Source organism: Desulfofundulus sp. TPOSR (assembly GCF_011393055.1).
GTDB lineage: Bacteria > Bacillota > Desulfotomaculia > Desulfotomaculales > Desulfovirgulaceae > Desulfofundulus > Desulfofundulus kuznetsovii.
This window is the reverse complement of the sequence record NZ_JAAOEF010000003.1, coordinates 824,480-842,338: the sequence shown is the minus strand read 5'-3', so window position 1 is coordinate 842,338 and position 17,859 is coordinate 824,480. Positions and strand designations below refer to the sequence as shown.

Annotated in this window: 16 protein-coding genes; 1 reads left to right on the top strand and 15 read right to left on the bottom strand. The window is 55.7% G+C overall.

The features are described 5' to 3' along the window. Nucleotides 1-117 precede the first annotated feature (117 nt). Together G7K71_RS15185 and G7K71_RS15180 are read right to left on the bottom strand one after the other, a co-directional pair. Nucleotides 118-690, bottom strand: a complete 573-nt coding sequence (locus tag G7K71_RS15185; protein WP_166348053.1) for a PH domain-containing protein — start codon at nucleotides 688-690, stop codon at nucleotides 118-120. A gap of 259 nt (nucleotides 691-949) precedes the next feature. Then, nucleotides 950-1,660, bottom strand: a complete 711-nt coding sequence (locus G7K71_RS15180; RefSeq protein WP_166348050.1) for a hypothetical protein — start codon at nucleotides 1,658-1,660, stop codon at nucleotides 950-952. 569 nt (nucleotides 1,661-2,229) lie between these two features. On the opposite strand from G7K71_RS15180, the gene G7K71_RS15175 reads away from it, so the two are divergent. Then, nucleotides 2,230-2,589 carry a response regulator transcription factor gene (locus tag G7K71_RS15175; RefSeq protein ID WP_166348047.1) on the top strand — a complete coding sequence of 120 codons (360 nt, stop codon included), beginning with the start codon at nucleotides 2,230-2,232 and terminating at the stop codon, nucleotides 2,587-2,589. Between the two features lie 119 nt (nucleotides 2,590-2,708). Here the strand turns inward: G7K71_RS15175 and gatB are convergent, their stop codons facing one another. The 13 genes from gatB to hisD form a co-directional block, all read right to left on the bottom strand. Beyond that, nucleotides 2,709-4,154, bottom strand: coding sequence for an Asp-tRNA(Asn)/Glu-tRNA(Gln) amidotransferase subunit GatB (gene gatB, locus G7K71_RS15170; RefSeq protein ID WP_166348044.1), 1,446 nt, complete (start codon nucleotides 4,152-4,154; stop codon nucleotides 2,709-2,711). 15 nt (nucleotides 4,155-4,169) lie between these two features. Then, nucleotides 4,170-5,627: an Asp-tRNA(Asn)/Glu-tRNA(Gln) amidotransferase subunit GatA gene (gatA, locus tag G7K71_RS15165; RefSeq protein WP_166348041.1), complete on the bottom strand. Its 1,458-nt coding sequence runs from the start codon at nucleotides 5,625-5,627 to the stop codon at nucleotides 4,170-4,172. A gap of 13 nt (nucleotides 5,628-5,640) precedes the next feature. Then, nucleotides 5,641-5,922 (bottom strand): Asp-tRNA(Asn)/Glu-tRNA(Gln) amidotransferase subunit GatC, encoded by a 282-nt coding sequence (gene gatC / locus G7K71_RS15160; protein ID WP_121451400.1) that lies wholly within the window; start codon nucleotides 5,920-5,922, stop codon nucleotides 5,641-5,643. Between the two features lie 381 nt (nucleotides 5,923-6,303). Continuing rightward, nucleotides 6,304-8,313 carry an NAD-dependent DNA ligase LigA gene (gene ligA / locus G7K71_RS15155; RefSeq protein ID WP_166348039.1) on the bottom strand — a complete coding sequence of 670 codons (2,010 nt, stop codon included), beginning with the start codon at nucleotides 8,311-8,313 and terminating at the stop codon, nucleotides 6,304-6,306. A 23-nt stretch (nucleotides 8,314-8,336) separates the two neighbouring features. Next, nucleotides 8,337-9,197, bottom strand: coding sequence for a lipid II flippase Amj family protein (locus tag G7K71_RS15150; protein ID WP_166348036.1), 861 nt, complete (start codon nucleotides 9,195-9,197; stop codon nucleotides 8,337-8,339). 89 nt (nucleotides 9,198-9,286) lie between these two features. Further along, nucleotides 9,287-11,491, bottom strand: a complete 2,205-nt coding sequence (gene pcrA, locus G7K71_RS15145) for a DNA helicase PcrA (protein WP_166348033.1) — start codon at nucleotides 11,489-11,491, stop codon at nucleotides 9,287-9,289. Nucleotides 11,492-11,807: 316 nt separating this feature from the next. After that, nucleotides 11,808-12,578 carry a phosphoribosyl-AMP cyclohydrolase gene (gene hisI / locus G7K71_RS15140; protein WP_166348030.1) on the bottom strand — a complete coding sequence of 257 codons (771 nt, stop codon included), beginning with the start codon at nucleotides 12,576-12,578 and terminating at the stop codon, nucleotides 11,808-11,810. Between the two features lie 57 nt (nucleotides 12,579-12,635). Then, nucleotides 12,636-13,400, bottom strand: a complete 765-nt coding sequence (hisF, locus tag G7K71_RS15135) for an imidazole glycerol phosphate synthase subunit HisF (RefSeq protein ID WP_041282857.1) — start codon at nucleotides 13,398-13,400, stop codon at nucleotides 12,636-12,638. After that, nucleotides 13,394-14,140, bottom strand: coding sequence for a 1-(5-phosphoribosyl)-5-[(5-phosphoribosylamino)methylideneamino]imidazole-4-carboxamide isomerase (gene hisA / locus G7K71_RS15130; protein ID WP_072869943.1), 747 nt, complete (start codon nucleotides 14,138-14,140; stop codon nucleotides 13,394-13,396). The genes hisF and hisA overlap by 7 nt, the downstream gene beginning before the upstream one ends. After that, nucleotides 14,134-14,745 carry an imidazole glycerol phosphate synthase subunit HisH gene (gene hisH / locus G7K71_RS15125; protein ID WP_166348027.1) on the bottom strand — a complete coding sequence of 204 codons (612 nt, stop codon included), beginning with the start codon at nucleotides 14,743-14,745 and terminating at the stop codon, nucleotides 14,134-14,136. Before hisH ends, hisA begins: the two co-directional genes overlap by 7 nt. Nucleotides 14,746-14,773: 28 nt before the next feature. After that, entirely contained in the window at nucleotides 14,774-15,376 is a 603-nt protein-coding gene (hisB, locus tag G7K71_RS15120; protein ID WP_313884998.1) for an imidazoleglycerol-phosphate dehydratase HisB, read from the bottom strand. 3 nt (nucleotides 15,377-15,379) lie between these two features. Then, the gene (gene hisC, locus G7K71_RS15115; protein WP_013822785.1) at nucleotides 15,380-16,453 is read right to left on the bottom strand and encodes a histidinol-phosphate transaminase; all 1,074 of its coding nucleotides are present in this window, start codon (nucleotides 16,451-16,453) and stop codon (nucleotides 15,380-15,382) included. Next, the gene (gene hisD, locus G7K71_RS15110) at nucleotides 16,450-17,757 is read right to left on the bottom strand and encodes a histidinol dehydrogenase (RefSeq protein ID WP_166348024.1); all 1,308 of its coding nucleotides are present in this window, start codon (nucleotides 17,755-17,757) and stop codon (nucleotides 16,450-16,452) included. Before hisD ends, hisC begins: the two co-directional genes overlap by 4 nt. Nucleotides 17,758-17,859 lie beyond the last annotated feature (102 nt).

Below are 17,859 nucleotides of genomic sequence, written 5' to 3'. Positions count from 1 at the left end.
TTTAAACCGACGCCAGGTTGGTATGAGGACAACATTAATAAGGATTTTGTTCAGTGCTAGGTAAGAAAGTATGGAAAGATTAAGCAAAGAAAAAAAGGTTATTTTATTAAACATGTTTTACACTTCCTTCACATTACTTTTTTTATTTTCTTTAAGATACCTTAGTATCGTATCAAGCATTTCATCTGGTTTTAAAGGAGAAAGATAATATTTTCTTTTTGATGTTTCTATTAGAAGTAGCTTTTCTGAACGTGTAACAAAAGTACTTACAGGTCCAGTACCTATTTCAAATAACAATGTTGCACCTAATACCCACCATATCGGCATAGAATCTATAATCGCGGTTCTCTGAATTTCTGAGTAATGAATACATACATTTCCAATTAGACGCTTAACAATTATTCCCTTTGCACCGACAGTATAAAGACGCGGGGAATAAAAAAGGTGTATTAACCCAATCATAGCCCACATCCCGCCAAACGAAACTATTATAATTAAAAATAAGGTAAATATACCCTTAATAAAAAAATTTGTTGTTCTTGTTTCCGTAAATATTAAAACTAAAGATAACATAGATAAAAGTATAATAAGAAAAACAGAACCAATTATCCAGATTTTTAGTTGAAATTTAAAATTTCCCTCGATAGGGGCAACTTGAAAATTTTGACTATATCCATTATTAGTAACCATTTCTCATCAACCTTTTTAGCATATATATAATGATTATAACTTAGCTAAGTAAAAGCAGTTGTCAATTTTTAAGGGAACACGTTAAAGGAGGTTAAATAATTATACTTTGAATCAACGATGGTCAAGTATATTGAATAAGATATCCGTTCCCCTATTATTATAAAATATTTAGAAAAGACCTTGCTATCAGGAATAATAACAAGGTCCTTTCTAGAACGCTAAACCTTGCTTAAATTATCGCTGGTTCAACGACAAAAATTTAAGGACATAAACCTACTTTTTCACACACCCATGAACTACCAAGAGCACATGCTAGATTGAGTCCCACAGTATAACAAATAAAGACGCAAATTCCAGTACATGCAGCTACCACAATCGGGTTTGCAGATCTACCACAAATCTTCAGGCACCCCCAAATACATCCTGAACTACTAACTTGATCACACACTATACTTACAACCGATTGACATGCAAAACATGTAGCCGTAGAAGCTACCGTTACCATGCTATCCTTTTCATCATCATAGACATTTAATGTGAGAATACCATCTTTTTTCATTGTTAATACTGCTGCTTTATCATAATCATTGGAAACATAGGTTATTACCGCATTTTCATCATTTTTATTGAAAGGTATTGCCATTATTAAAGTAGTTATATTATTTTCTTCATCAAATTCTGTGATTGTCTGTGCCATAAATACTTTTTCCCAAGAAGGTGAAAATCCTTGTTTGTCTAATTCCTTTAGTAATTTATCGACCTCTTTACTAGATAACGCTTCACTTAATTTTTTTTCTTTCGTTCCCCCTTTAAGTTCTTTTACCTCTTTAACTTTTCCCTCATTTGCCTGCTTTCCATGTGGCTCATATTTTTCAATTAAACCTTTTAATTTCGGGTTGTGATAGCCCACAACAGACGGTTGGCCGACAACCTGTCCCGCCTGTTGTGGGCTTCCTAATATTACTCGCAAAATTCCACCTCCTCTCCCTTCATTCTCCTTTACCTCTGCAGTCCCGACAGGAAATAAAATATATTGGCAAGTATGTTTTTATTAGCAAATCTTGACATCTCCCCTTTTATTACCCGGCTTGATTTTTCTGGAAGTGCGGTGAACCTTGTTGGGCAAACTCCTTGTCGGTATCGACGTGATCCCTAAGAATAGTAATGTTCATTGTAAACGCCAACAGTAAAGCTAACTGGAAAATTATGCGCCGGACACGGTGAACAGAAGCATTTGCCCTGGTGGACAACATCGCTGAGCTCGCAACCCACCATTCTCTACATCAGGTTGTGCCCCACCTCCTCGTCATTTTGTTGACATTACTATTATACAGCAATTATCTCCTTAAATGGTTTCAAAATGGTAATATTTTGGTAAATATTTGGTAACAAATTTTAAATAGAGAGGAAATAACGGAACTATGTCGAAAAGTTTTAATATCAGATAAAGGGAGCTGTAACGAAAGAGAGGACATAATCAAAGGACTGGAAACAGGTGCCGACGACTATGTTGTTAAGCCTTTCGACTCAAGGGAGCTTTTGGCTAGGGTAAAGGCGACACTGCGCCGCACAGTGCCTGCCGCTCAACAGAATGTTATCACATTTAATAATATTGAAATTTTCCCTGCCGCACGGCAGGTAAAAAAGAATGGCCGGTATATTAAATTATCGCCGCGCGAATATGAGTTGTTACTTTTATTTGCTCAAAACCCCAATCGGGTATTTAGCCGGGATGAAATACTGGATCACTTATGTGGTCAAAATTTTTTCGGTGGGCGCAAAACGGTGGATATCTACGTCAGCAGGTTGAGAGCACGACTGGCAGATGAATCGGGTAAGCCCCGTCTGATTAAAACTGTACGGGGTACAGGTTACATTTTTAATTTTGACCCGGAATAACCTGTCTGCCGGGATCCTGGAATCGCCGGATTTTACTCCTGCAAAGGCTATCTGTGGAGATGGCGGAGGTTTGAGAGGAGGGAGCTGGCCGCCCCCTCCTGCTCGATTTCCCGATTTTATTAGCTGGAATGGAGCTTTTCCTTAAGCAGGCGGTTGACCAGCTCCGGGTTGGCTTTGCCCCGGGTGGCCTTCATTACCTGGCCCACTAAGAAACCGAAGGCCCTGTCCTTTCCTTTCAGATAGTCCTCCACCACCTTGGCGTTGCTGGCCAGCACCTCCTCCACTACGGCGGCAATGGCCCCCTCATCGGTAATCTGCACGAGCCCCTTTTCCTGCACAATCTGTTCCGGATCCTTGCCGGTGGCAAACATCTCTTCGAAGACCGTTTTGGCAATCTTTCCGCTGATGGTGCCCCTGTCCATCAGCTTGAGCATGTCGGTCAGCTGCCGGGGCGATACCTTGCACCGGGTAATGTCCATGTTATGGGCATTCAACAGGCGCGAGAGGTCCCCCATCATCCAGTTGCTGACTGCCTTGGCGTTGGGATAAAGGGCTACACACTCCTCAAAGTAATCGGCCATTTCCTTGGTGGCTGTAAGCACGGTGGCGTCGTAGGCCGGGAGATCGTAGCGCTTGATGTAGCGGTTGCGCCGTTCGTCAGGAAGCTCGGGGAGTGTGGCCCGGATTTCCTCCACCCACTGCCGGTCAATCACCAGGGGTACCAGGTCCGGCTCGGGGAAGTAGCGGTAATCGTGGGCTTCCTCCTTGCTGCGCATGGGCAGGGTTACCCCTTTGTTTTCATCCCAGGTGCGGGTCTCCTGGACGATGCGGCCGCCTTCCTGGAGCACGGCAATTTGCCGCTCCACTTCGTAGGCCAGGGCCCGCTGCAGCGCTTTAAAGGAGTTCATGTTTTTAATTTCCGTTTTCGTACCGAATTCCCGGCTCCCCCTGGGGCGTACGGAAACGTTGGCATCGCAGCGTAGAGACCCTTCCTCCATTTTGCAGTCGGAAACTCCGGTGTACTGGATGATGGCCTTCAATTTTTCCAGGTAAGCCCGGGCCTCCTCGGGGGAACGCATATCCGGCTCGGAGACGATTTCAATGAGCGGTACCCCGGTGCGGTTGTAGTCTACCAGGGAATAGGGGGAGGTGGCAATGGTGCCCTGGTGGATCAGCTTGCCCGCATCCTCCTCCATGTGTATGCGGGTGATCCCGATGCGCTTGGTTTGCCCGTTCACTTCAATGTTCAGGTAGCCGTTTCTGGCCAGCGGCAGGTCATACTGGGATATCTGGTAATTCTTAGGCAGGTCCGGGTAATAGTAGTTTTTGCGGTCGAACTTGGAATATTCGGCAATTTCGCAGTTCAGGGCCAGAGCAGCCCGGATGGCGTATTCCAGCACCTTTTTATTTAAAACCGGCAGCACTCCCGGCAACCCCAGGCAAACGGGGCAAACATGGGTATTGGGGTCCCCCCCGAATTCCGTGGTGGACGGGCAAAAGATCTTGCTTTTAGTTTTTAATTCCACGTGTACTTCCAGGCCGATGATGGTTTCGTATTCAGTCAAAGCTTGCTTCCCTCCCTATAAAGACGGCCGGCGGCGGTGATAATCCGTGTGTTGCTCAAAGGTGTAGGCCACCCGCAAGAGGGTGCCCTCGCCAAAGGGCTTACCGATTAATTGCATGCCTACGGGTAAGCCGTCCACAAATCCCGCCGGGATGGATATTCCGGGCATGCCGGCCAGGTTTACCGCCAGGGTGCAGATGTCGGACATGTACATCTGAAGGGGATCGCCGGTCTTCTCTCCCCGTTTGAAGGCCGGGGATGGGGCGGTGGGAGCCAGGAGCACATCAAATTTTTCGAAGGCCCGGTCAAAATCCTGCTTGATTAAGGTGCGCACTTTCAACGCTTTTAGATAATATGCGTCGTAGTAGCCTGCGGACAGGGCGTACGTGCCCAGCATAATGCGCCGTTTTACTTCCGGGCCGAAGCCCTGGCTGCGTGTCTTCATGAACATGTCCACTACATCCCGGGCGTCCTCCGTCCGGTAGCCGTAACGGACGCCGTCATAGCGGGCCAGGTTGGAGCTGGCTTCTGCCGGGGCAATTAAATAATAAGTGGGCAGGGCGTAACGGCTGTGGGGCAAACTGGTTTCTTCAATTTCCGCCCCCAGGGAGGCCAGCAGCCCGGTGGCCTGTCCAATGATCTCCTTTACGGCGGGGTCAATGCCCTCCCCCATGTATTCCCGGGGTACGCCGATTTTCAGGCCCTTCACGTCATCCCTCAAGTAGGATGCGAAGTCGGGGATATCCCGGGGTGCCGAGGTGGAATCCAGGGGATCGTGCCCGCAGATGGCGTTTAACATGAGGGCGCAGTCGGTAACATCCCGGGTAAAGGGTCCGATTTGATCCAGGGACGAGGCAAAGGCCACCAGCCCGTAGCGGGAAACGGCCCCGTAGGTAGGTTTTAATCCCACCACCCCGCAAAACGCCGCCGGCTGGCGGATGGAGCCGCCCGTGTCGGAACCCAGGGCGGTAATGGCTTCCCCTGCCGCCACCGCCGCGGCGGAACCGCCGCTTGACCCGCCGGGTACCCTCTCCAGATCCCATGGGTTGGCGGTTACAAAAAAGCCCGAGTTTTCCGTGGAAGAACCCATGGCAAACTCGTCCATGTTTGTCTTGCCCACCATTACCGTGCCGGCGGCTTCCAGCTTTTCCACCACCGTGGCGTTGTAGGGGGGCACAAAGTTGTAGAGAATTTTCGAGGAGCAGGTGGTGCGTACACCGCGGGTGCACATGTTGTCCTTGATGGCCACCGGGATGCCGGCCAGGGGGGGAACTTCTTCCCCGGCGGCAATTTTACGGTCGATCTCCCGTGCCCGGGCAAAGGCCCTGTCCCTGGTCAGGGTGACATAGGCTTTGATTTTGTCCTCTACGGCATCAATGCGGTCAAAGACGGCGCGGCAAATTTCTTCGGCGCTGATTTCCTTTTTGACGAGCAAATCGTGCAGTTCGTGGGCGGTGAGGTAGTACAGTTCCAACAAAATTCCCTCCTTAAACTATCCGCGGCACTTTGAAGAATTGGCCTTCCGTTTCCGGAGCGTTGGCCAGTACCTCTTCGGGCGGCAGGTGTTCGCCCACTTCATCTTCCCGCCAGACGTTTTTCAGGGGCAGCACGTGGGCGGTGGGCGGGATGTCGTCGGTGTTCAGTTCATTGAGCATCTGGGCGTATTCCAGGATGGCGTTCAACTGTTTGGTGTACATTTGCTTTTCTTCTTCGTTCAATTCCAGGCGGGCCAGAAGGGCTACATGCTCCACGTCTTTGATGGTTATCATACCAGCACCTTCCTTACTTTCAAGACTTTAAATGACAATATTATAGCGCTCCATGGGGGAGGTTGCAACTTTCACTGCCCGTAACTGTTTACCGCTACCACTGGCAGGTGCCGCGTTGTCCAAAGCGAACGACTTGCGAAGCGCTGGAAACAGCACCCGGCGAAGCGAGGGTAACCGGACTGCGGCGCGAAACCAGCGGCACTGGAATGTAGCTTTAGAAAGGTAACTTACTAAAACGGTAATAAAGATGATAGTAAGGTACAACTGCCATGCCGCCTTTGCAGCGCCGCTAGTCCGGTCCGAAGCGAGCCGCGGTGCTGTCAGCGCGGAGCACTGGAGTGAGCGTGGGCAACGCGGCATCATAGCGGGATCACTGAACGTTTACCACTGCTCCACCAGGCGGCGAAAGTCTTCTTCCCGCAGGATGGGGATACCCAGGGCCAGGGCCCTGTCGTATTTGCTGCCGGGATTCTCCCCCACCACCACATAATCGGTTTTCCTGCTCACACTGGAGCTTACGCGCCCGCCCAGGCGCTCAATCAGTTCCTGGGCCTCCTGCCGGGTGAAATGCGAAAGGCTGCCGGTGAGGACGAAAACTTTGCCCGCCAGGGGTTTGTCGCCGGGCTCTTCTTCTGGCTCTTGGCGGGTATTTACTCCGGCGGCGGCCAGTTTTTCCAGCACCCGGCGGTTTTGTTCCTGGGCAAAAAAGGTTATCACGCTTTCGGCAATCTTGGGGCCGATTTCCGGAATGGCCACCAGTTCTTCATAAGTGGCCCGGGAGAGCCGGTCCAGGGAACCGAAGCGCTGGGCCAAAATACGCGCGGCCCTTTCCCCCACGTGCCGGATGCCCAGGGCAAAAATCAAGCGGTACAGGGGGTTGGACTTGCTTTTTTCAATGGCCTCCAGGAGGTTCTGGGCCGATTTTTTGCCCAGGCGCTCCAGGGGCACCAGGTCCTCCAGGCGCAAGGTGTAAAGATCCGCCGGGTCCCGCACCAGCCCCGCTGCCAGCAGCTGGCCGATTACCGCCGGCCCCAGGCCGGCAATATCCATGGCATTGCGGGAAGCAAAGTGGATCAATCCCTCCCGCAGCCGGGCCGGGCAGGCGATGTTGGTGCAGCGGGTTCCCGCTTCTCCCGGGGGACGGACGGCCTCCGCGCCGCATTCGGGACAGCGGCGGGGCATGACAAAGGGTTTTTCGTCTCCGGTGCGCTCTTCCGGGATTACCGCGACCACTTCCGGAATAACATCGCCGGCCTTTTGTACAATTACCGTGTCCCCGATCCGGATGTCCTTCTCCTTGATTATGTCCTCGTTGTGCAGCGTGGCCCGGCTGACGGTGGTGCCGGCCAGGCGGACCGGTTCTAAAATAGCGGTGGGGGTCAGGACTCCGGTACGCCCCACCCGCAGGATAATGTCCCGCACTCTGGTTTTGGCCTGTTCGGCCGGAAACTTGAAGGCAATGGCCCAGCGGGGGCTCTTCATGGTGGCACCGAGCCGGGCCTGCTGATCCAGGGAGTTGACTTTAATGACCAGGCCGTCAATGACATAGGGGAGGTTAAAGCGCTCTTCCTGCCACCGGTTACAGTAATCAATCACCGCCTGGATATCGGGCAGAAGGCGGTGATGGGGATTGACGGGAAAACCCAGTTCTTTGAGCAGGGCCAGGGTTTCGGCGTGGGTATTTACACTAACCCCCTCGATCTCCCCGGTTCCGTAGACAAAGATGCTCAGCTGCCGGGAGGCTGTTACGGCCGGGTCCAGCTGGCGCAGGCTGCCCGCAGCGGCGTTGCGCGGGTTGGCAAAGAGGGGCTCGCCCGCTTCTTCCCGGGTTTCATTTAGACGCATAAAGGCCTCCTTGGACATGTAGACTTCCCCCCGCACTTCCAGCAGGGGAACGGGGCGGAGCAGGCGCAAAGGGACGGCCCGGATGGTTTTCAAGTTGGCGGTAATGTCCTCGCCGGTCTCCCCATCTCCCCGGGTGGCCCCGGTAACCAGCAGGCCGTTTTCATAGCGCAGGGAAACGGCCAGCCCGTCTATTTTCAGCTCCACCACATACTCCACCGGTTCCCCGGGCAGGGCGGAACGCACCCGGCGGTCAAAATCCCGCAACTCTCCCTCGTCGAAAGCGTTGGCCAGGCTGAGCATGGGGATACGGTGGCGCACGGTGGCAAAACCTTCCCGGGGTTGTCCCCCCACCCGCTGGCTGGGTGAATCCGGAGTGACCAGGGACGGGTATTTGCTTTCCAGTTTGATCAGTTCCCGCATCAAAGCGTCGTAGCGCTCGTCGGAAATTACCGGGTCGTCCAGCACATAGTAACGGTAATTATGGTATTCAATTTCCCGGCGCAGCTCCTCAATCCGCTGGCGGGCTCTTTCCAAGGCGCTGTCCAAAAAGTACACCCCCAAGAACTGGATCAGGTAATCAGTTCGGCCACAAAGCGAATCACCAGTGCCCCGGGAACAAAGAGGGCCTGGGCCAAAAGGGTGCCCGCAAGTCTGGTCAGGGCAAGGAAGACGGCCATTTGCTTCACATCTTCCTCCGGGCGCACCCCACGCATGGCCTGGTCGGTGATCATGGCTGCCGTGGGGTCCACCACGGTGGCTGCCAGAACGGCGGCCACGCCGTTGACAATTCCCGAAGTAAGGGTGGCCGTGGACCGGAACTGGGGTATCAACGCCCCCGCATACAGGGCCGAGAGCACACCGGTGGTCCAGATGCCGGTGATTAAAATATTGGCCACCAGGAAGTGCCGGGGTATGTTCAGCGGCCCCCGCAGGGCGTCCCGGAAACGGCCCACTCCCGGTAGTTTAACCTTTTTGGCCATGGCTAAAAGCTGTCGGGGGGAGAGGATCATTTTTAAGATCATCCGGGGTACCGAACCCAGATCCTCCAGGAGCATTATCCCCCGGGTGAAAACCCGGACAAAGGTAGGGATTAAAAGACCCCCCAGGATGGTTCCCCCGGTGGCGGCCAGGATGACCAGGCGGATTTCCATGTTTAACCTGGCAAGCTGGGCCTGGTAGTAGGGATCGGTCAGGATGTCCCCGCCGCCGGCGTGCCTTAAGCCGGCGTTAATGGCGTGTTCCACAATGGAGGACATCAGGGGGGCCTGAATCAGGTTGGCCGTGCTGGCAATGAGAAAGATCACCTGGAAAAGGGACAGGGCCGTGGCCAGGCGCTGGGTGCGCACCCCGGCCAGGCGCACGGAATAAATCAGGGTATTGATCATGTGAATGATGGCCGTCAACAGGGCCACAATCAGCAGACGGGTCATATGAGGAGCCTCCGCAGGACACGACGCAAATCTAACCGGACGCTGGTTTCCCTTATCTTTATTATTGCCAGGAAAATTATGGATCAGACTTAAACCCGTTCCAGGGGGGCGTAGCGGGCCAGAAGGATTTTGGTGCCCAGGTTGGGGAACTCCACCTGTAATTCGGCGTTTTCCCCCTGTCCCCTTACGTTGATCACCGTACCCTGGCCCCATTTACGGTGCCTGACCCGGTCACCGGGGCTGAAGGCGTACACTGGAGCCTGCTCCCGGACGGGCGGGAGCGTACCGGGTTCCGTTTCTTTGGCCGCTCCCCGGGGCAGTCCGGCCCCGCCCGGGGCGGGTTTTGGCCGCTTTGCCCCATTCCCCCTATCGAGGGGGTCATCGACTGTGACCAGGTGGGGCGGTATCTCTTCCAGAAAACGGGACGGGTCGTTGTGCCGGGTGGCACCATACAGGGTGCGCTGCCAGCAGTGGGTTAAATAAAGCCGTTCCCTGGCCCGGGTAATGCCTACGTAGCAGAGGCGCCTTTCCTCCTCCAGTTCCGCCGGTTCCACCAGGGAACGGGAGTGCGGGAAAACCCCCTCCTCCATCCCCACCAGAAAGACCACCGGGAACTCCAGCCCCTTGGCGCTGTGCAGGGTCATCAGCACCACCTGGTCGGCTTCCTCGTCGTAGCGGTCTATGTCGCTCACCAGGGAAAGCTCGGCCAGAAAGGCGCTCAAGGTTCGTTCCCCGGCCTGGCGGTCGAAGTCCTGGGTCACCGAGAGAAATTCCTTCAGGTTTTCCTGCCGGGTGCGGGATTCCACCGTATTTTCGGCCAGGAGCTCCTGCCAGTATCCCGATCGCTGGAGCACTTCCCAGGCCAGACCGGTTACGGTTAACTCGCCCTGGTGTTCATAAAGCCAGCCAAAGAGGCGGGCCAGTTCCATGCATGCCGCCCGTACGCTTTTGGTCAGGCCGGGTATTTCCTCCACCCGGGCCAGGGCTTCCAGTACCGGAATTTCTCTGGCCGCACTGAAGGCAAGCAGCCTGTTAAAGGAAGCCTCCCCGATACCCCGCCGTGGTACGTTAATAATGCGCCTTAAACTTACCGTGTCTGACGGGTTTACCACCAGCCGGAGGTAGGCCAGCAGGTCCTTGATTTCCTTGCGGTCGTAGAAGCGCAGGCCGCCCACAATGGTGTAGGGAATACCCCGGTGCAGCAGGATTTCTTCCAGCACCCGGGACATGGCGTGGGTGCGGTAAAGCACCGCCATATCCCGGTAGGGTACTCCCAGGCGGTGGAGCCGGGTAATGCGGTCGGCCACGAAATTGGCCTCGGCCCGCTCGTCGTGGGCCAGGTAAACCACCACCGGGTTCCCCGCACCGGCGGCCGTCCAGAGCCTTTTTTCCCTGCGCCCCCGGTTGCGCCGGATGACGTGATTGGCGGCATCCAGAATGGTCTGGGTGGAGCGGTAGTTTTGCTCCAGTTTGACCACCTTTGCATCGGGGTAATCTTTTTCAAAGTCGAGGATGTTCTGGATATTCGCCCCACGCCAGCTGTAAATACCCTGGTCCGGGTCGCCCACCACGCAGAGGTTGCGGTGCTCCCGGGCCAGGAGGTTCACCAGCACGTACTGGGCGTGGTTGGTGTCCTGGTACTCGTCCACCAGGATATAACGAAAACGGTTCTGGTAATAGCGTAAGACCGCGGGGTTTTCCCGGAACAGGCGCACCGTGAGCATGATCAGGTCGTCAAAATCCAGGGCGTTGTTGCGGAATAGCTTGTCCTGGTACAGGGCGTAAATACGGGCCACATGACGGGAATAGAAATCAAAGGCCTCGTCCTGGTAAGCGCCGGGTCCTAACAGTTTATTTTTCGCTCCGGAAATGACCGCGGCCACGGCCCGGGGCGGAAACTTTTTCTCATCCAGGTTTAATTCTTTCAGGCAATCTTTCAGAACCGTTTGCTGGTCGTGCTCATCGTAAATCACAAAATTCTCGGAGTAGCCCAGAAAACGGGCTTGCTTGCGCAGGATGCGCAGGCATGCCGAATGGAAGGTGGAAACCCACAGGTCCCGCGCTACATGGGGAACCATGGTCTGGACCCGCTCCTTCATTTCCCGGGCCGCCTTGTTGGTAAAGGTGATGGCCAGGATATGGTGCGGGTCCACCCCCTGCTGCAGGAGATAGGCGATACGGGTGGTCAGTACCCGGGTTTTACCGCTGCCCGCGCCCGCCAGCACTAAAAGGGGCCCGTCTTTGTGCTGCACTGCTTCTTTTTGGGCTTCATTCAGGTTTTTCAACAGGTCCATTTGCCGATCACTTCCCATCCAGGGTGCATTATACCACAGGCCCTGGTCTTTCGGTACCACTGCAAAAGAAAAACCCGGCGTATTTAATGACAAGACCGGGGAAATTTTTATTAGTCATAAGACTTGTTGTTCTATAACAGAACCAAAGCTTGTCTGTGATGAGGCACGACGCTGCCCACGCTCACTCCAGTGCTCCGCGCCGACAGTACCACGGTTCGCTTCAGGCCGCCCAGCATTCACTGAAAAAGCTATACAGGACAACGCCATGCCTTCAAAGACTGAACTGCTTATATGCAGTTCAGCCGGGAAACTCCAGCTAATCATCCTTTCTCCGATCGGCCAGTTCAGCAAACACCTCTGCCGGTGTAATGCCCTGTTCGGCCAGGATTACCAGCAGGTGGTAAAGGACATCGGCGCTTTCTTCGACAACCTCTTCCCGGTCCCGGTTCTTGGCCTCGATGATCAGTTCGGTGGTCTCTTCCCCCAGCTTTTCGAGCATTTTGTCCAGGCCCTTGTCGAAGAGTTTGGCGGTATAGGAACCGGGGGGACGTTTTTCCTGCCGTTCCTTGATTACCTGGAACAGTTCCTCCAGTATCAAGGCATTAACCGCTGGAGCTTTTTTTTCATCACCTTCGTGCCCCAGTGCAAGTGCGCCACCGCTATCTCCTGCCGCCGGCGGGTTATCCTCCGGCTGGCATTTGGGGCCGTAAACCTCTTCCGGATTAAACTGCTGCTCCCCAATCACTTCCGTTTGCCCCGTTTCCGGATTGATGCGGTAGTGGAAGCAGGTGAAGTAACCCTCGTGGCAGGCGGCTCCCGTTTGCTTGACCTTTACCAGCAGGGTGTCCCGGTCGCAATCGTAGGTTATCTCCTGCACCTTTTGCACGTTGCCGGAGGTTTCCCCTTTGTGCCACAACTTTTGCCGGCTGCGGCTCCAGAACCAGGTTTCCCCGGTGGCCAGGGTTTTTTCCAGCGCTTCCTTGTTCATGTAGGCCATCATCAGTACGGTACTGGTATCGGCGTCCTGGATGATGGCCGGGATTAGACCGGCACTGTCGTATTTTAAACAGCCAGGTTCAAAAGTCATGGATTTATCCTCCTGTTTTTTAATATTGTATGCCGCGTAAGTGCCGTATGCCTTTACTTAACAGGGCAGCCGTACGGGGACACCCCGTTCCTTGAGGTATTCCTTTACCTGGCGGATGGAGTATTCACCAAAATGAAAGATGGAAGCCGCCAGAGCCGCATCGGCCTCGCCGGTGGTCAGCCCCTGGGCAATATGTTCTAAAGTGCCCACCCCACCGGAAGCAATTACCGGTATGTTTACCGCCCGGGCCACAGTACGGGTTAGCTCCAGGTCGTAGCCGTCTTTGGTGCCGTCCCTGTCCATACTGGTAAGCAGGATCTCCCCTGCCCCCAGTGCTTCCACCTGCCTGGCCCACTCCACAGCGTCGATGCCGGTGGGGGTGCGTCCGCCGTGTATGTACACTTCCCATTTTCCTTCCCCTGCCCGGCGGGCATCAATGGCCACCACAATGCACTGACTGCCGAATCGCTGGGCCGCCTCCGCCACCAGCCGGGGGTTTTTTACCGCCGCAGTGTTGATGGACACCTTGTCCGCCCCTGCAGACAGAATGGCCCGGATGTCCTCCAGGGAGCCAATCCCACCCCCCACGGTAAAAGGAATGAATACTTCTCCCGCCGTGCGGTAAACCATGTCCAGGACCGTTTTACGGCCCCGGGCCGAGGCGGTGATGTCCAAGAAGACCAGTTCGTCGGCTCCTTCCCGGTCATAAAGGGCGGCCAGCTCCACGGGATCCCCGGCGTCCCGCAGGTTTAAAAAATTGGTTCCCTTCACCACCCGGCCATCGGTAACGTCTAAACAGGGGATGATGCGTTTGGTCAGCACACCTGTTCCTCCAATTCCTCCCGGGCGATTTCCAGGGCATCCCGCAGATTTATGGTACCCGCATAAAGGGCCTTGCCGATAATCACCGCTTCCACCCCCAGGGGTTCCATGGCCTTCAGTGCTCGCAGGTCGGCCAGACTGGAAACCCCCCCGGAAGCAATGATCTTTAGCTGCGTGGACCGGGCCACTTCCTCCACCACAGCCAGGTTCGGGCCTTTCAGTGTACCGTCCCGCCAAATGTCGGTAAACACCACCCGCTTGACACCCAGGCCTTTCATCTCGGCGGCCAGTTCCAGGGCGTTCTTTTCAGCCGTCACTCCCCAGCCTTCAATAGCCACTTTACCGTTGCGGGCGTCGATGCCCACCACGATGGACTCGCCGTAACGGGCGCAGGCCTCGGCCACCATGCCGGGATTGATAATGGCCACCGTGCCCAGGATCACCCGGGCAGCCCCCAGTTCCAAGAGTTGTTCAATTACCGCCATGTCCCGGATGCCCCCTCCCACCTGCACGGGTATGCGGACGGCGGAAAGAATGCCCCGGATCATGTCCCAGTTCTTGGGTTCGCCGGTAAAGGCTCCATCCAGATCCACCACGTGCAGCCAGCGGGCGCCCTGGTCTTCCCAGAGGCGGGCTACGGCGACGGGATCATCGGAATAAACCGTTTCCCGATCCAGCCGGCCCTCTACCAGGCGCACACATTTGCCTGCCCGCAGGTCAATTGCCGGGATAATTAACATTTGGCCACCAACTCCCCAAAGTTTTGCAGAATTTTTAGCCCCAGGGTGCTGCTCTTTTCCGGGTGAAACTGGATGCCAAAAACGTTACCCCGATTGACCATGGAGGTAAAGGGCTGACCGTAGGTGGTTACCCCCGCCACCAGGTCCTGATCCCCCGGGTCTACATAATATGAATGAACGAAATAAAAAGTTGATCCGTCAAGAACTCCCCGGGTCAGGGAAATCTCCTTCTGGAAAAATACCCGGTTCCACCCCATGTGGGGAATTTTAACCTCCCAGTGAATGCGGCGCACCCGTCCGGGGAAAATACCCAGCCCCGGTGTGGAACCAAACTCCTCACTCACTTCAAACAGGAGCTGCAGTCCCAGGCAGATGCCCAGGAAGGGTTTGCCTGTGGCAATGGCCTCCTTAACTGCCCGGTCCAGGCCGGCAGCTATAAGATTGTCCATGGCATCCCGGAAGGCTCCCACTCCCGGCAGGACCACCCCCCGGGCCTGTCCCACGAGGGCCGGGTCCCGCACCACCTCGGCCCTGAAACCCACCCTTTCAAAAGCTTTCTGTACACTGCGCAGGTTCCCCATCCCGTAATCAATGATGGCAATCAAAACTTTCGCCCCCTCCCCCGCCAAAACACTACAACGACCCTTTAGTGGAGGGTACACCCGGCGTCCGGGGATCTGGGGCCATGGCAGATTTCAGCGCCCGGCCCAGACCCTTGAAAATGGCTTCAATGATATGGTGGGTGTTCCGCCCGGCCAAAAGGCGTACGTGCAGGGTAAACTCCCCGTTTAAGGCCAGCGCCCGCAGGAACTCTTCCACCAGCTCGGTATCGAAATTCCCCACCCGGGGTGACGGCAGGGAAACTTCGTAGGCTAGAAAGCCCCGGCCGCTCAGGTCCACCGCCACGAGCACTAAAGCCTCATCCATGGGCAAAAGAGCGTGGCCGTAACGGTTGATGCCTTCTTTATTGCCCAGGGCCTCCTTCAAGGCCCGCCCCAGGCAAATGGCCGTATCTTCCACCGTATGGTGATCATCCACTTCCAGGTCGCCCCGGGCGTTCAGCTCCAGGTCAAAACAGGCGTGCCGGGTGAATAGGCAAAGCATGTGATCCAGAAAGCCGATGCCTGTCCTGATCTGGTAGTTGCCCGTCCCATCCAGGTTCAGGTGCACCCGGATTTCCGTTTCACCGGTGCGGCGTTTTAGCCCGGCCACCCTCTGTAAACTTATTTTCCCCACCCCCTACAGCCCCAAAATCATTTTTAGCTTTTCCAGGAAAAGCCGGTTTTCATCCTTTTTCCCCACCGTTACCCGCAGGCACTGTTCCAGCCAGGGGCCGTGCATATTGCGGATTAAAATACCGTTCGCCAGCAATTCCCGGTATACCTGCTCTGCCGGCAACGGGGTACGGAAAAGAATAAAATTGGCCACGGTAGGGAAAACCTCGACCCCCGGCAGGGCGGCCAGTTCCCGGTATAGTTCCTCCCGGTCCTGCAGGATCTGGTTGATCAACTGGCCGAATTCTTCCCGGCGGGCCATTACCGTGCGGGCGGCGAGCTGGGAAAAGGCATTCAAATTAAAGGGCTGTTTGATGCGCAGCAGTTGTTGAACCACTGCCGGATCGGCCAGCAAATAGCCCACCCGCAGGCCGGCTAATCCGAAAGCTTTGGAAAAGGTGCGCAGGACCACCAGGTTGGAGTATTCCTCCAACAGGGGTACACAGCTTTCCCCGCCAAATTCCTGGTAGGCCTCGTCCACCACCACCAGGGCGCGGCTGTTCTTTAGTATTTCGGCCACTTCCTCCGGCGGGGTGGCGTTCCCCGTGGGGTTGTTGGGTGAACACAGGAAGATCACCCGGGTTTCGGGATGCCGGGCCGCCGCGATAACGCCCGGTACGTCCAGGGCAAAGTTTTGCCTGCGGGGTACGTTTACCGGCCGGGCCCCCGCTATGCGGGCATGTACCTCGTACATGGAAAAGGTGGGAGGGGTGATGACCACCCGCCCTCCGGTGCCAAAGGTTAATAGCAGGGTGAGGATCAGCTCATCGGAGCCGTTGCCCGCCAGGATGCCGCCGGCCGGTACGCCGGTGTAATCAGAAAGCTGATCGATCAGCTCACCGGCCACGGGGTCGGGATAGCGGGTAAAGGTATGATTCCCCAGTTCCCGCCAAATTTCCTCCCGGATGGACGGGGGAAAATCGTAAGGATTTTCGTTGGCGTCCAGTTTAATTACGTTGTGATGGACATGGACCTGGTAGGGTACCAGCCCGTCCAGGTCCGGACGCACCAGCGCTGCGGGATCAAAGGCAGCATTCATGATTTTTCACTCTCCCGGCATGACGTGTCCAACCTTATCTCTACGGCCCTGGCGTGGGCATCCAGGCCTTCCACCCGGGCCAGCTGGATAATGTGGGGGGCCATTTCCAGGAACGCTTCCCGGGAGCAGGAAATAACGCTGATTCTTTTTAAAAAGGTATCCACGCCCAGGGGGGAATAAAAACGGGCGGTGCCCCCGGTGGGCAGAACATGGCTGGGGCCGGCCAGGTAATCCCCCAGGGGTTCCGGGGCGTGGGGCCCCAGGAAAACGGCCCCGGCCGTAGCAATGCGTCCCAGCCAGGAGAAAGGCTCCCTCACCACCAGTTCCAGGTGTTCCGGAGCGAAGCGGTTGGCCAGGTCCACGGCCTGGGCAATGTCCCGGGTCAGGATAATGGCTCCGTGGCTGGCTAGAGAACCGGCGGCAATTTCCCGCCGCGGCAAATCGTTCAGCTGGCGCTCCAGTTCCTCCTTGACGGCCTGTGCCAGCCGGCCGTCCGGAGTGAGAAGCAGGGCCCGGGCCAGGGGATCGTGTTCGGCCTGGGAAAGCATGTCGGCGGCCACATGCCGGGGATCGGCCGAATCATCGGCGATTACCAGCACTTCGCTGGGCCCCGCCAGCATGTCGATATCCACCAGGCCAAAGACCTGCTGTTTGGCCAGGGTAACGTAAAGATTGCCCGGCCCGACGATTTTGTCCACCGGCCGGATGGTTTGCGTTCCATAGGCCAGGGCGGCAATGGCCTGTGCCCCGCCCACCTTGTAAATTTCCGTTACTCCCGCCAGGTCGGCAGCCACCAGCGTGTGGGGATTAATTTTACCCTCGCGGTCGGGAGGGGTGACCATGGCGATTTCCTTCACCCCGGCCACCCGGGCGGGAAGGACGTTCATCAATACCGAAGAGGGATAAGCAGCCGTACCTCCCGGCACGTAAACACCAACCCGGGCCAGGGGACGCACAAGCTGTCCCACCAGGAGGCCCCGGGCGCCGGGTTCAATCCAGGAGTTGGTCAACTGGCGGCGGTGGTAGGCGGTGATGTTCTCCGCCGCCGCCGCCAGGGCGGCGAGGAATTCCCCTTTAACCTGCTTTTTGGCTTCGGAGATTTCTTCCGGCTTTACCTTCAGTTCTTCCGGAGCCAGGTTGATTCCATCGAAGCGGGCCGTATACCGGCAGAGGGCCTGATCCCCTCCGTCCCGCACGCCGGCAAGGATCTCCCTTACCCTGGCGGCAGCCTCCTCCCGGCCGGCCGGGTGGCGGGCCAGGAGTTGCTCCAGGGCCGGATCGCCCGCATTAAGAATTCTAATCAAACGGGTGCCCTCCTTCTATATCATGGCCCGGAAGGATCACCGGACCGGCTACTTCTTTAACTAGTTAAATTGCTATAATGATATCATAATAAACTACCGGTG

Bases quoted from the DNA above. Each gene is read 5' to 3' on its own strand.
- G7K71_RS15185 (WP_166348053.1), bottom strand. From the start codon at position 690: ATGGTTACTAATAATGGATATAGTCAAAATTTTCAAGTTGCCCCTATC.
- gatC (WP_121451400.1), bottom strand. From the start codon at position 5,922: ATGATAACCATCAAAGACGTGGAGCATGTAGCCCTTCTGGCCCGCCTG.
- G7K71_RS15150 (WP_166348036.1), bottom strand. From the start codon at position 9,197: ATGACCCGTCTGCTGATTGTGGCCCTGTTGACGGCCATCATTCACATG.
- pcrA (WP_166348033.1), bottom strand. From the start codon at position 11,491: ATGGACCTGTTGAAAAACCTGAATGAAGCCCAAAAAGAAGCAGTGCAG.
- hisI (WP_166348030.1), bottom strand. From the start codon at position 12,578: ATGACTTTTGAACCTGGCTGTTTAAAATACGACAGTGCCGGTCTAATC.
- hisA (WP_072869943.1), bottom strand. From the start codon at position 14,140: ATGTTAATTATCCCGGCAATTGACCTGCGGGCAGGCAAATGTGTGCGC.
- hisC (WP_013822785.1), bottom strand. From the start codon at position 16,453: ATGAATGCTGCCTTTGATCCCGCAGCGCTGGTGCGTCCGGACCTGGAC.